The sequence below is a fragment of the Streptomyces sp. NPDC043878 genome (assembly GCF_056435735.1).
Map to the genome: position 1 here is coordinate 58,661 of NZ_JBWKDW010000020.1, position 12,535 is coordinate 71,195.

The 12,535-nt window shown below is 73.0% G+C and carries 11 protein-coding genes; 7 read left to right on the forward strand and 4 right to left on the reverse strand.

Annotated elements, in window-relative coordinates; all coding sequences use genetic code 11:
- The first annotated feature begins 89 nt into the window (after positions 1-89).
- Positions 90-503: an SsgA family sporulation/cell division regulator gene (locus AC07AZ_RS26095; protein WP_478851772.1), complete on the forward strand. Its 414-nt coding sequence runs from the start codon at positions 90-92 to the stop codon at positions 501-503.
- A 182-nt stretch (positions 504-685) separates the two neighbouring features.
- On the opposite strand, the gene AC07AZ_RS26100 is transcribed toward AC07AZ_RS26095, so the two are convergent.
- On the reverse strand, positions 686-1,672 hold the full coding sequence (locus AC07AZ_RS26100; protein WP_478852015.1) for a Gfo/Idh/MocA family protein: 987 nt from the start codon (positions 1,670-1,672) through the stop codon (positions 686-688).
- A gap of 103 nt (positions 1,673-1,775) precedes the next feature.
- Positions 1,776-2,873: a baeRF3 domain-containing protein gene (locus AC07AZ_RS26105; RefSeq protein WP_478851773.1), complete on the reverse strand. Its 1,098-nt coding sequence runs from the start codon at positions 2,871-2,873 to the stop codon at positions 1,776-1,778.
- 177 nt (positions 2,874-3,050) lie between these two features.
- On the opposite strand from AC07AZ_RS26105, the gene AC07AZ_RS26110 reads away from it, so the two are divergent.
- Positions 3,051-3,515 (forward strand): hypothetical protein, encoded by a 465-nt coding sequence (locus AC07AZ_RS26110; protein WP_478851775.1) that lies wholly within the window; start codon positions 3,051-3,053, stop codon positions 3,513-3,515.
- A gap of 77 nt (positions 3,516-3,592) precedes the next feature.
- On the opposite strand, the gene AC07AZ_RS26115 is transcribed toward AC07AZ_RS26110, so the two are convergent.
- A complete protein-coding gene (locus AC07AZ_RS26115) occupies positions 3,593-5,257 on the reverse strand; it encodes an alpha/beta hydrolase (RefSeq protein WP_478851777.1) in 1,665 nt (554 codons plus the stop codon).
- Between the two features lie 295 nt (positions 5,258-5,552).
- On the opposite strand from AC07AZ_RS26115, the gene AC07AZ_RS26120 reads away from it, so the two are divergent.
- Together AC07AZ_RS26120 and AC07AZ_RS26125 are read left to right on the forward strand one after the other, a co-directional pair.
- Complete coding sequence (locus tag AC07AZ_RS26120; protein WP_478851779.1) at positions 5,553-6,356, forward strand: chaplin family protein; 804 nt, start codon at positions 5,553-5,555, stop codon at positions 6,354-6,356.
- Positions 6,357-6,927: 571 nt separating this feature from the next.
- Positions 6,928-7,782: a GNAT family N-acetyltransferase gene (locus AC07AZ_RS26125; protein ID WP_478851781.1), complete on the forward strand. Its 855-nt coding sequence runs from the start codon at positions 6,928-6,930 to the stop codon at positions 7,780-7,782.
- Between the two features lie 155 nt (positions 7,783-7,937).
- On the opposite strand, the gene AC07AZ_RS26130 is transcribed toward AC07AZ_RS26125, so the two are convergent.
- Complete coding sequence (locus AC07AZ_RS26130; protein WP_478851783.1) at positions 7,938-9,137, reverse strand: MFS transporter; 1,200 nt, start codon at positions 9,135-9,137, stop codon at positions 7,938-7,940.
- Between the two features lie 59 nt (positions 9,138-9,196).
- Here AC07AZ_RS26130 and AC07AZ_RS26135 point away from each other — a divergent pair, with 59 nt between their 5' ends.
- From AC07AZ_RS26135 to AC07AZ_RS26145, 3 genes are all read left to right on the forward strand, one after another.
- The gene (locus AC07AZ_RS26135; RefSeq protein ID WP_478851785.1) at positions 9,197-9,577 is read left to right on the forward strand and encodes a MerR family transcriptional regulator; all 381 of its coding nucleotides are present in this window, start codon (positions 9,197-9,199) and stop codon (positions 9,575-9,577) included.
- 47 nt (positions 9,578-9,624) lie between these two features.
- Positions 9,625-10,401: a GNAT family N-acetyltransferase gene (locus AC07AZ_RS26140; protein ID WP_478851787.1), complete on the forward strand. Its 777-nt coding sequence runs from the start codon at positions 9,625-9,627 to the stop codon at positions 10,399-10,401.
- A gap of 560 nt (positions 10,402-10,961) precedes the next feature.
- A complete protein-coding gene (locus AC07AZ_RS26145) occupies positions 10,962-12,401 on the forward strand; it encodes a hydrolase (RefSeq protein ID WP_478851789.1) in 1,440 nt (479 codons plus the stop codon).
- The last annotated feature ends 134 nt before the right edge of the window (positions 12,402-12,535 follow it).

Here is a 12,535-nt window from a genome sequence, read left to right on the forward strand (position 1 = left end):
GGGGTTCGGCGTAATGCGAGAGCCCCCTTCGGGCTCGTAAAGGCACACGGCGCAACCGGCCCACCTCTCACCCGTAGCGGAGACCGACCATGGACATCACCCTGACGCAGCCCGCCCGCGCCCGCCTGATCACCGCGGAGGACCACGAGCTGCCCACCCCCGCCACCCTCCGCTACGAGTCCGGCGACCCGCTGGCGGTGCACATCGACTTCCCGCCCGACGTCTCGCTGGACGGCGAGGGAGTCACCTGGACCTTCGCCCGCGCCCTGCTCGGCGAGGGACTGGACGGGCCCGCCGGCCGCGGCGACGTGCACATCTGGCCGTGCGGGCGTTCCCGGACCGTCCTGGAGTTCCACTCACCGCTCGGCCTGGCCCTCCTCCAGTTCGACACGCCCGCCCTGCGCCGGTTCCTGCTGCGGACGTACGCCGTCGTGGCCAACGGCGAGGAGGAGCTCGACGAGGCCGTCGACCGCGGCCTCGACTCGCTCTTCGGCAGCGTCTGATGCCGGACCGGTCGGTCGCACGCCCCGGTCGGTCGCACGCCCCGGTCGGTCACCCGCGCCTGTCGGGCCGGCGTACGGCCGCGCGGTCGGCGTCGGCTCGGAGGGCGCAGGGGCGGGGGCCCGGAGCCGCCGTGCCGGTCCGGGCGCCCCCGAGCGGGCCGTCCGGGCGGACGCGCCGTGTGTCAGTGGCCGGTCCCGGCGTGGAGCTCCGGCCGTGGGGCGAGGGAGACGGTGGTGCGGGTGCCGCCGCCCTCCAGCGACCGGACCCCGGCCTCGGCGACCGCGGAGGCCGCGTAGCCGTCCCAGGCGCCGGGGCCGGTGACCCGGCCCTGCCGGGTGGCGTCGACCCATGCCTGCACCTCACGGTCGTAGGCGTCCGCGAACCGCACGAGGTAGTCCTGCGGCACCTCCTCACGGGCGGTGCCCCGCGTGGTGACGAGCATCGCGTGGTCGTCACCGATGCGGGCACTGCCCGTCTCGCAGACGGCCTCGCAGCGGACCTGGTAGCCGAAGCCGCAGTTGACGAACACCTCCACGTCGACCAGGGCGCCCCGCTCGGTCTCGAACAGCACGAACTGCGGGTCGAGCAGACCCTCGGGCGCGCCGGACGAGGGCCGTGGGCGCAGCGCGGTCACGGCGGTCAGCTCCTGGCCCAGCAGCCAGCGCGCCGCGTCGATCTCGTGCGAGACGGAGCTGTCGATCAGCATCGCGGAGGTGAACCCCGGGGGTGAGGAGACGTTGCGATGCGTGCAGTGCAGCATCAGCGGCCACCCCAACCGGCCACTGTCCAGCAGTGACTTGAGGCGGCGGTAGTCGGCGTCGTAGCGCCGCATGAAGCCGATCTGGGTCAGTCGCCGCACGAGCCGGGCCTCCGCCTCCACCACGCGCAGCGCTCCCGTGGAGTCGGGCACCATGGGCTTCTCGCACAGCACCGGCAGTCCTCGGGCGAACGCCGCGAGCAGGGCCTCCTCGTGGGCGGGACCGGGCGAGGCGATCAGGACCGCCTCCACGCCGGGGGCGTCGAGCGCGGCCTCGAGTTCCGTGTGCACGGGGACGCCCGCCAGCCCGGCCACCGCTTCCTTTGCCCGCTCGGCGTCAGGGTCGGCCACGGCAGCCACCCTGGCCCCGCTCACCACTTGATCGAGGCGACGTATGTGGTCGGCCCCCATGTGTCCCGCACCCAGTACGGCCACGCCCAGCAGGTCACCCACGTGCGCACTCCCTCTCCGGCGATCGTTCCGGCGTAGCGTAGACCGGCGGAGAAGGGGACGGTCAGTAGCGCAGCACCCCCGCGATACCGCCGGCCTCGCCGAGCATGCCGTCCGGTACGAAACGGACGTCCGCGCCGGTCTCCAGGCACTGTTCGACGATCTCGTCCACGATGTCCTCGCGGGCGTCGAGGTCGCCGCTCAGGGCGGGAGTCAGGTGGTCGCCGTCGTCGTCGCGGACCGTCACCCGGTAGTTCTCCTCGACGGCGAGCAGCCGGACGCGGCCCTCACGGGCGCTGCGCCAGAGCTCGTCGACACCGGCCGCGAACGCCTTGCGCCCCCGGGCCGACTCGAGTTCGTCCGCCACCGCGTCGGTGTTCCTGCGGGCCTCGGTGGCGATCGTCGGCCCCACCGCCTGCCACACGGCCTCGGGGGAGGCGTGGGCGAGCCCGCCGTGCGGGATGTGCACCGCGTGCCGCGTGACGCCACCGACCTCGTCGAGCGCCGACAGCGCGGCGGTCTCGCCGGTGACGTACGTCGGGCGCGGGCTGTGGCGCAGGACGGCACCCAACGCGAGGTCGGCCTCGCGCAGGAAGTGCCGGGTGTCCTCGTCGCGGAAGGTGCTCGGCAGGTCGCCGATCCGTTCCTGGCGCTCGGCGTCGAAGTTCTGCCGCTCCCTGGCGAGGGGGAAGATGTCGGTGTGGTGCTCGGTGACCCGGTCCACGCCACCGTTCCACAGGGTGACGCGGCCGGCGGACACCGACAGCACCCAGAAGGGCCGCTCGGCGGCCTGGGCGGAGACGAGGTTGCGGGTGAGGAACGTGTCCGAGAGCACCACACGTTCCGGCACGGTCCTGGCGAGGGACCACACCTGGTGCTCGCCCGGCGCGGCGAAGATCACCAGGCCGTCCTCCGAGTGCGCGAGGTCGACCTCGGCGAGGGCGGCGTCGAGTTGGCGGGTGACGTCGAGGCGCCGTCCCCGGGGGACCGCGGGATCGGACTCCAGCTGCTTCTTCGCCTCGGCCACCACGTTGCGCAGCCGGACCGGGTCCTGGGCGTTGTCGGGCTCGCGTCGGTGGGTCGGCGTCAGGACGGACACCGCGGGATAGGGGCGCGGGCGGCGCAGCTCGGTGAGGGTCGCGTGACTGAGTGCGTGCTCCATAAGAGCACCATAGGACCGATTCACCGATCGGGCACTCGGGGCAATTGGGGCGGAGATCAAGGGCATTTGTCCGCCGATCTTGCGGACCGGTGCGAGGGGTTCGCGGCGCGGGCCTGGCGGGGTCGGTTCGGTCGCTGCGGCTCGCCGGAGCCGGAGCCGGAGCCGGAGTCGGTGCCGGTGCCGGAGCTGGTGCCGGAACCGGAGCTGGTGCCGGAACCGGTACGGGTATGGGTATGGGTGTGGGTATGTGCCGGCGGGATCGGCTCAGGCGGCGGGCCCCGGGGCCGCGTCCCCGGGGGCGGACACGGCGATCGAGCCCTGCGCCACGGCGCACAGGGATCGGGTTCCCCCGGCGTCGACGGCGGACAGGTCGCAGCGGCCGCCCGCGCTCTCGGGCTGCGCGAGTCGGCCATCACCGCGCTCGTCGGACGGCTCACCGCGGCCGGTGTCCTCGCCAAGCGGGCCCATCCGCGTGAACGCCGTGCCGTCGTACTGGAGTTGACCGACGCCGGGGCAGCCGCCCTGGAGGCTGCCCGGCCCGAGATCGACCGCTTCAACGCGGAGTTGCGCGAGCGGCTCGGGGCGGACGGGTTCACCGGCGCGGCGGCCGCCATGGACCTGCTCGCGCACTGGGAACCCTGACACCCCGCCCGCCGACGGGCCCGGGTTGTTTTCGACGTGCTCCCGGCCTTCCGTACGGCGGCCCCCGGGTCCCGGCGTCACGCGTCGTCGTCCTCCTGCCCGCAGGAACTGCCGTCGGCCGGCAGGGACCCGTAGAGCAGGAAGTCGTCGGCCTTGCGGTGCACGCATGTGGAGGACGCGTAACCGGTGTGGCCCTCGCTCCTGTTGTCGAGCACCACGGCCGCGTCGCCGAGTCGCCGTGCCGTCTCCATGGTCCAGCGGTACGGCGTCGCCGGGTCGCCGCGGGTCCCCACCAGGAGCATCTTCGGGCCGCGCAGGTCCTTCACCTCGGCGCGGATGAAGTCGGTTCCCCTGGGCCGGCCGTAGCACATGAGCACCTCGGTGAGCCGGTAGCGGCCGAACACCGGGGAGGCCCGCTCGTACGCGGCACGCAGCCGGCCGAGGTTCCGTGTGATGCTGTCGGCGCTGGGACGGTCCGGGTCGTCCGCGCAGTTGATCGCCGTCAGTGCCGCCGGAACGTTGTCCAGCGGGATGTCCTCCTCGTCGGCCAGGCCACCGTCGCCGTTCCCGTTACCGTCGCCGTCTCGGACGTCGTTCCCGCCGTCACGGCCGCCGCGGGCGCCGCGGATGCCGCTGCCGGTGCGGGTGCCGTCGGCGGAGTGCGGGGCGGCGCCGCCGCCGGAGAACGCGAGGATGCGCTGCGTGTCACCGTCCTCGACCAGGTCGGCGAGCGCCCGCTCCAGCGCAGGCCACAACTCGCTGCTGTACAGGGCCTGGCTGATGGAGCCCACCAGGTCCTGCCCGGTGAACTCCTGGCCGAAGTCCGTCGGTACGGGATCCTCGTCGAGGGAGTCGACGAGCCGTACGACCTGCTCGCGGCCCGTCCGCGCATCCTGGCCGAGCGGACAGGAGATGTCCTTAACGCACCAGTCGACGAAGTCCTCCAGCGCCGTCTGCTGCCCCGCGGCGCCCACCAGTCCCTGTTCGGACAGCGGCTCGGTGAGCGTGTCGACGCCGTCCAGCACCATCCGGCCGGTCTTCTCGGGGAACCGGGCCGCGTACACGGCGCCGAGCCGGGTTCCGTAGGAGAAACCGAGGTAGTTGAGCTTCACGTCACCGAGGGCCTGGCGTATGACGTCCAGGTCGCGGGCCGCGTCGACCGTGCCGATGTGGCGGAGCACGGGCCCCGAGTGCTCGGCGCACCGGGCGGCCGCCTTCTCCAGTTTCCTCAGCACGGCCCGCGGATCGGTGTCGAGGTCCGTGCTGTCGTCCGTGGCGTCCGCGGCCTCCTGGGTGCCGTCGCCGCAACTGACCGGGGAGGACCTGCCGACTCCTCGGGGGTCGAAGGTCACCACGTCGTAGTCCTTCGTCAGGTCCATGAACTCGTTACCGCTGGACGCGAGTTCGTTGACGCCCGCGCCGCCGGGGCCGCCGAAGTTCAGCACCACCGAACCTCTCGGTCTCCCGGTCGCCCGGTAGCGGGCGAGCGCCAGGTCGAGGGTGCCCGCACGGGGCTTCGCGTAGTCGAGGGGGACGGTGACCTTGCCGCACTGGAGGTCGTCGGGTGTTTCCGCGCCGGCGCAGGCCGACCACTTCACCTTCTGGTCGTAGAACCGGGACAGGTCGGGTTCGGCGCCGTCGGCGACGGCCGTCGGCAGTCCCGCGCCGAGCAGCGTCAACCCGATCGCACCGGTGAACGCGCAGCGCCGGATCGTGGGCCGCGCCGACAGCTTGGCCTGCATCAATGCCTCCCGAGGCGCCCGCCGTGGACCGGTAGACCAGCGCCCCTCGATCACGATAGGCGGCCTCCACGGGCCCCGCCTCCGGGCGAGCGGGATGGCACCGAGCGCCCTACACTCCGCCACCCCCTTCTCCTGGCTCGCCACCCCCTCCGGCGCATGACGGTTTTGCCGTGGGTTCGAAAACCATGCACCTCGATGGGGTGAAAGGCGGATAAGCCATAACTCGGATGGTTCTCTGACCGTTTCTTCCGGTGCGGGTGCATGCCCGTGAACCAGTCTGGAAGGCAGGGAACCCATGAGACGGGCCACTCGAAACGGTGTGATCGCCGTCGTCGCCGCCTCCGGCGCGATGGCGGTGACGATGCCGGTGTCCGCCGCGTTCGCGGCCGACACCGGGGCCGCGGCGGACGGTGTCGCGGCCGGCTCACCCGGACTGGTCTCCGGCAACGCCGTACAGCTTCCGGTGCACGTCCCGGTGAACGTGTGCGGCGACACCGGCAACGTGGTGGGGCTCCTCAACCCCGCCATGGGCAACACGTGCGCGAACGGAGGCACGGCAGGTGGCCGGTCGGCGGGCGGAAGCCATCGGGCCGGGGGAGGCGAGAGCCACCGAGCCGGGGGGCCGGGGAGTCACTTGACCGAGAGGGCCGGAGGCGGCCGGTCGGAGGGGGCCGCCGGGGGCGCCCGGAGCGAGCGGCCCGACAGCGGAAACAGCCGCTCCGAGTGGGCCGGAAGCGGCTGGAGCGGGGAGCTGGGATCGGCCGTGGCCGAGGGCGGTGCGGGCGACTCCCCGGGCGTGCTCTCGGGCAACGGCGTGAAGCTTCCCGTCCAGCTCCCGGTGAATCTCAGCGGCAACGCGGTGAGCGTGGTCGGCATCGGCAACGCGGCCTTCGGCAACGAGTCCACGAACACCGCCGGGGACCGCCCCGACCGTCCGGTGAGCCCGGTGGGGCCGACCACGCGGCCGATCGCGCCGCACCGGACCGTGCCGGCGCCGCGACCCGCCCCGCACACCCCGGCCCCGTACACGGCCTCGCTCGCCCACACCGGGGCCGACCAGACGGTGCCCGCCGCCGTCGGGGCGCCGCGCTGCTGCTGACCGGAGCCGTCCTGTACCGGCGTTTCCGTCCGGGGTCGCTGAGCTGAGCCGGGCGCCCACGGCACGCGGCGAACCCCCAGCGGAGGGTTTCCGCCCCGGGCCGTTCCGGTGGGGCCGCCGCCGTGCCACCGGCCGCCCGGCTGTTCACCGGGGTCTCGGCCTTCGGGTCGCTGCCTTCGCTAGCCGGCGGGGGTTTCGGACCGCTGCCGTTGGTTGTCGGCGGGGGTTTCGGGTCGCCGCCGCGACTCGCCGGCGGTGGTTTTGGGCCGCTTGCGCCACCACTCGCCGGCGGTGGTTTCGGGTCGCTGCCGTCGCTCGTCGGCAGGGGCTACGGGTCGCTGCCGCGTCCCGTCGGCGGGGGTTTCGGGTCTCTGCCTCGCTTGTCGGCAGGGGCTCCGGGCCGCTCCCGCCGCTCGTCGGCACGGGCTCCAGGCCACTGCCGCCCCTCGCCGGCAGCCTGATCGCGCCGTGACATGCCCGCGGGTGAGCGGCGAGGATGCTCGGGAGGTGACCGAACGACGCCTCGCCGCCCCACGGGGCCTCCACCAGCCCGCACGAACGGAGCGCACGGATGACCTCACCTGCCCGGGAGAACCTCGTCGTCACGCAGGCCGGCCCGGACGACTGGCCGGTCATCAGCGAATGGGCCGCGGCCGAGGGCTGGAACCCCGGGCTGTCCGACGGGCCGGCGTTCTTCGCGCAGGACCCCGCAGGGTTCTTCCTCGGCCGAATCGACGGCGATCCCGTCTCGGCGATCTCGGTCGTCAACTACGGCGCCGAGTACGCCTTCCTCGGCTGCTACCTGGTCCGGCCCGGTCAACGGGGCCGCGGTCACGGCCTCACCACATGGAAGACCGCGCTGGCCCACGCGGGCAGCCGTACGGTCGGCCTCGACGGTGTGGTCTCGCAGCAGGACAACTACCGCCGCTCAGGATTCGAACTCGCCCACCGCACCGCGCGGTTCACCGGCGTTCCGCCGCGGTCCGAGCCTCCGGCGGACGTGCGTGCCGTGGGGCCGGCCGACCTGGCGGACCTCATCGCGTACGACGCCGAGTGCTGCCCCGCCGACCGCCCGCGGTTCCTGGCCCGCTGGCTGACCGGTACCGGACACCGTGCCGTTGTGCGCCACGACGGTGGCCGCGTCACCGGGTACGGCGTCATCCGGCCCGGCCACGACGCCCTGCGTATCGGCCCGTTGTTCGCCGACACCCCGGAGGACGCCCGCGCCCTCTTCTCCGCCCTGACCGCCGACACGGCGGGCCGGGAGATCGCCCTCGACGTGCCCGAAACGAACACGGCCGCCGTCGCCCTCGCCCAACAGGCGGGCCTCCGACCGTCGTTCGAGACGGCCCGGATGTACACGGGTCCGGTACGCCCGCACGCCCACGACCGGGTCTACGGCATCACGACCCTGGAACTCGGGTAGCGGGAGGGGCCGTACACGGAAGCCACGCCCCTGCGGCGGCCGTACGCGGTGGCCACGGTCCGGCGGCGCGCGGCCACCGAGCGGCCGCCAACTCCCGAGTCCCGCCGGCCGCCACGCTCGCGAACCGGGCCCGATCCCTCACCTACCCCGATGGCCTAGACCCCTCGCCGTCCCCCCGGAAAGGCGTGCCGGTGTCCCAGCGTCACCGTGATCAGGGCGGCTGCGACGAGGGGGAGGGCGGTCCAGGGGAGTGCGCCGGGGCCCAGGTCGGCCAGGACGATGCCGCCGGTCAGGGAGCCGGCCGCGATCCCGGCGTTGTACACGGTGGTCTGCAGGGAGGTCGCCAGGTCGGCGTGGGCGGGGCCGGAGGCGTTGACCAGGGCGGTCTGGATCAGGGTCGGGGCGCCGCCGAAAGCGCCGCCCCACAGGGCGACCGAGCCCAGGAGTACGGCGGGAGAACGGGCGTACAGGCCGAGTGTGAACATCACGGCCGCGCACAGCGCGAGCGCGGTGAGCAGGGTGGTCCGCGGCCGTCGGTCGACGAGGAGCCCGGTGATCCAGAGGCCGGCCACGGTGGCGGCTCCGAACACCAGCAGGACCAGGCCCGTACGGCCGAAGCCGGCGTGCGCCGCGAAAGGGGCGACGTAGGTGTACATCGCCTGGTGTCCGACCAGCAGCAACAGGGTGACGGACAGGATGACGGGCAGGCCCGGCAGCCGTGCCACCCGCGTGAGCGGCATCCGCGCGTCCGGGGCCCCGCCCGGGAAGCCGGGCACCTGCCACCGCACCCAGCCGACCAGCAGCAGGGTCAGCCCGGTCAGCATCCCGAAGGCCGTGCGCCAGCCGAGCGCGTCGGCCAGGGCGGTACCGGCGGGCACGCCCAGCGACAGGGCGAGGGTGATGCCGCCGAGCACGACCGCGATGGCCCGGCCGCGTCGCGCGGCCGGCACCATCCGTGCCGCGTACCCGACGAGCATCGCCCACAGGGTGCCGCCCATGCACCCGGCCAGCAGGCGGGCGGCGAACGTCAGGGTGTACGACGACGACAGCGCCACCACCGCGTTGCCGGCCGCGAGGCCCACCAGGGCGCCCGTGAGGACCGGACGCCGCGGCAGGGCGCGCAGCAGCATGGTCAGCGGGATCGCCGCCGCGAAGGAGGCGACCGCGTACCCGGTCACCAGGAAGCCGACGCGGGCCTCGGACACACCGAGCGCCGGTGCCATGCGGGGCAGCAGTCCGGCGGGCAGCAACTCGGTCACGACGGCGGCGAAGGCGGCCGTGGACAGCGCGAGCAGGCCGGGCCACGGCAGGGCGGTGGCCAGGGTGGGCCCCTTGGGCGGGGAAGCGGTGGACATGCGACCATGCTGGGACCTTCACATCAGTGTGAAGGCAAGGGGCGACTTCGGAGGCGGCCATGCGAATCGGGGAACTGTCCCGCCGCACCGGCGTCCCCACCAGGCTGCTGCGCTACTACGAGGAGCAGAACCTGCTCCACCCCGCGCGGAACGAGAACGGCTACCGCGACTACGGCGAGGCGGACGTCCGTGACGTGCAGCAGATCCGCGGACTGCTGGACTCGGGCCTGACCACGGAGATGATCCGCGCGATCCTGCCGTACCTGTCGGGTCCGGAGGAGATCGTGCTGCCCTCGGCCTGTCTCACCGCGGACACGGCCGCCCTGCTGCAGGCCCACATCGACCGGATCCAGGCCCGCATCGAGTGCCTGGCCCGCAACCGGGACCGGCTGCGGACCTATCTGACAGCGGTGCGGACGGAGCCGACGAAGGCGCCGTAACCACGTAAACCCTTGCCGCGATGGCGGCCTGATGCTGGAGTGAGCACATGGATCATGCCGCGATACTCGCCCTCTTCGACCGGGACATGCGCGAAGGCGCCCAGCCGGACAGCCCCAGCGCCCGGATCGAGCGGACCGGACGCGTAGTGCGCCAGGTCGCCTCCGAACTCGGCTGGAACGGCGTGGTGTGGTCCGATCTGGACGAGACGACCGCGGACGCGGTGATCGCCGAGCAGATCGCCCACTACCGCGGTCTCGGCCTGGAATTCGAGTGGAAGCTGTACGGGCACGACCTGCCGGTGGACCTCGGTGCGCGGCTGAGAGCCACCGGGTTCGAGCCCCGGCCCGAGGAGACGCTGATGGTCGGCGAGGTCGCCGACGTGATCCTGGACGCCGAGCCGCCGGAGGGCATCCGCATCCTGCCCGTCACCGACCAGGCGGGTGTCGACCTGGTCGCGGACGTCCACGAGAAGGCGTTCGGCACGGGCAGCTCCAGGCTGCGGCACCAGCTGCTCGCGCACCTCAAGGCCGACCCCGAGACGGTGGTCGCCGTGGTGGCCCTGGCCGGTGACGTGGCGGTGAGCGCGGCACGGATGGAGCTCGTGCCCGGGACCAGGTTCGCGGGCCTGTGGGGCGGCGGCACGGTCGAGGAGTGGCGCGGCCGGGGCATCTACCGAGCCCTCGTCGCCCACCGGGCCCGCGCCGCCGCCGAGCGCGGCTACCGCTACCTCCAGGTCGACGCCCTGAACGAGAGCCGCCGCGTCCTCGAACGCATCGGCTTCCAGCCCCTGACCACGACGACACCGTACGTGTACGTGCCGTAGCCCCGCGGTCGGGCGGTCACGGACCCCGGTTCACAGGTCGAGTCGGTACTCCACCGCCCGGTAGTCGGTAGGTAGCCGAGCGCGTCGTTCCGCAGGGGGCGCGGTTCGTCCGGAGGTTCTTCCGGGGGGCGCATCGGGAGATCCGTCCGGCGGCGCCGGAAGCCTGCCGCCGCGTCCTGTCGTACGCAGCGGGATTCGCCGGCCGGGGCGCCCCCGGCGCTACCACTGCCCTCACCAGCGTTCCCACTGCCCTCACCGGCGCTGCGGACGCCCTCACCGGCGCTGCGGACGCCCCCACCGGTGCTGCGAGCGCGGGCGCCGACGACAGTACCGTCCGCGCTCCTCGTCCGCCGTGTTTCAACCTCTGGTCAACGCCGGGTCAATCTCCGTCCGCCCGCCCGGTCCCGCCTGTTCAGCCCGTGTTCTGCCATGTACCGTTCAATCGATCGGTCGCACGGGGTTCGTGCGACCGACGCTCTACGCGCGGAGATGCCCCGTGTCTACGCGCGTAGGTCCGCCGCGCCGCTCCTTCTCCCACCCCACTCACGGAGGTACGCCGGATGCTCGGACTCGCCACGCCCCGCCACAGACTCACCACCACCGTCGCCGTGCTCGGCCTGCTCGCCGCCGGTGCGGCCGTCCAGGCCACCGTCAGCGCGACGCCCGCCCACGCGGCCACCCCCCACCGCGTCCTGTTCGACGACGGCCACGCCGAGGAAGCCGGCAACGCCGACTGGATCGTCTCCACCAGCAAGCCCGACCCGCTCTCCCAGGACTCCTCGCCGTCCTCGGAGACCGACTGGACGGGCGCCCTCTCCTCGTGGGGCGTCGCCCTGCAGAAGACCGGCGACTACAGCGTCAAGACCGCAACGAGCGCTCTCACCTACGGCGGTTCGTCGACGACCGACCTGTCCAACTTCGACACCCTGGTCCTGCCGGAGCCCAACACGCTGTTCACCACCGCCGAGAAGACGGCGATCATGAACTTCGTGAAGAACGGCGGAGGTCTGTTCATGATCTCCGACCACACCGGGGCCGACCGCAACAGCGACGGCGAGGACGCCGTCGAGATCCTCAACGACCTGATGACCAACAACAGCGTCGACTCCACCGACCCGTTCGGGTTCTCCATCGACAGCCTCTCCATCAGCTCCGGCTACCCGGCGGCCATCAGCGACAGCACCGACCCCGTGCTGCACGGCTCCTTCGGGACCGTCACCAAGAGCCTCATCGCCAGCGGCACGACCGCGACGCTCAAGCCGGCCGACAACTCCGCCGTCAAGGGCCTGCTGTACCGCAGCGGTTACTCCGGCAACACCGGCGCCTTCTTCGCCACCAGCACCTTCGGCAGCGGCCGGGTCGCCTTCTGGGGCGACAGTTCGCCCATCGACGACGGCACCGGCCAGTCCGGCAACACGCTCTACGACGGCTGGAACGACACCGGCGCCACCAACGCGGCGCTCGCCCTCAACGCGACCGAGTGGCTCGCCGGGGCGAGCGGCGGCGGTGACGGCGGCGGTTCCACCTCCTGCACCGATGCCCAGCTCCTGGGCAACGCCGGCTTCGAGTCCGGCGCCGCCACCTGGACGGCCACCAGCGGCGTCATCACCAACTCCTCGGGGGAGTCCCCCCGTTCGGGCTCGTACTACGCCTGGCTCGACGGGAACGCCGTCGCCACCACCGACACCCTCGCCCAGTCGGTGACGATCCCGTCCGGCTGCTCGGCGACGCTGAGCTTCTCCCTGCACATCGACACCGCGGAGACGACCACGAGCACCGCCTACGACACCCTGAAGGCGCAGGTGCTCAACAGCTCCGGCACCGTGTTGAGCACCCTGGCCACGTACTCGAACCTGAACGCGGCCTCCGGCTACACCCAGCGCAGCTTCAGCCTGAGCGGCTACGCGGGGCAGACCGTCACCATCAAGTTCACCGGCACGGAGGGCTCCAAGCTCCAGACGTCGTTCGTCGTCGACGACACCGCGCTCGACGTCAGCTGATCTCGTTCCCCTCGTCAGGAACCGGCGGGGGGGGGGGGGGGGGAGAAGGGGGGGGGGGGGGGGGTGGTCTCTTGGGGGGGGGGTTGGGGGGTGGGTGGAAAGCCCCCCGCCTGTGGCTGGATCGCGCGCGCGTG

Bases quoted from the DNA above. Each gene is read 5' to 3' on its own strand.
- AC07AZ_RS26095 (WP_478851772.1), top strand. From the start codon at position 90: ATGGACATCACCCTGACGCAGCCCGCCCGCGCCCGCCTGATCACCGCG.
- AC07AZ_RS26100 (WP_478852015.1), bottom strand. From the start codon at position 1,672: ATGGGGGCCGACCACATACGTCGCCTCGATCAAGTGGTGAGCGGGGCC.
- AC07AZ_RS26105 (WP_478851773.1), bottom strand. From the start codon at position 2,873: ATGGAGCACGCACTCAGTCACGCGACCCTCACCGAGCTGCGCCGCCCG.
- AC07AZ_RS26115 (WP_478851777.1), bottom strand. From the start codon at position 5,257: ATGCAGGCCAAGCTGTCGGCGCGGCCCACGATCCGGCGCTGCGCGTTC.
- AC07AZ_RS26120 (WP_478851779.1), top strand. From the start codon at position 5,553: ATGAGACGGGCCACTCGAAACGGTGTGATCGCCGTCGTCGCCGCCTCC.
- AC07AZ_RS26125 (WP_478851781.1), top strand. From the start codon at position 6,928: ATGACCTCACCTGCCCGGGAGAACCTCGTCGTCACGCAGGCCGGCCCG.
- AC07AZ_RS26130 (WP_478851783.1), bottom strand. From the start codon at position 9,137: ATGTCCACCGCTTCCCCGCCCAAGGGGCCCACCCTGGCCACCGCCCTG.
- AC07AZ_RS26135 (WP_478851785.1), top strand. From the start codon at position 9,197: ATGCGAATCGGGGAACTGTCCCGCCGCACCGGCGTCCCCACCAGGCTG.
- AC07AZ_RS26140 (WP_478851787.1), top strand. From the start codon at position 9,625: ATGGATCATGCCGCGATACTCGCCCTCTTCGACCGGGACATGCGCGAA.
- AC07AZ_RS26145 (WP_478851789.1), top strand. From the start codon at position 10,962: ATGCTCGGACTCGCCACGCCCCGCCACAGACTCACCACCACCGTCGCC.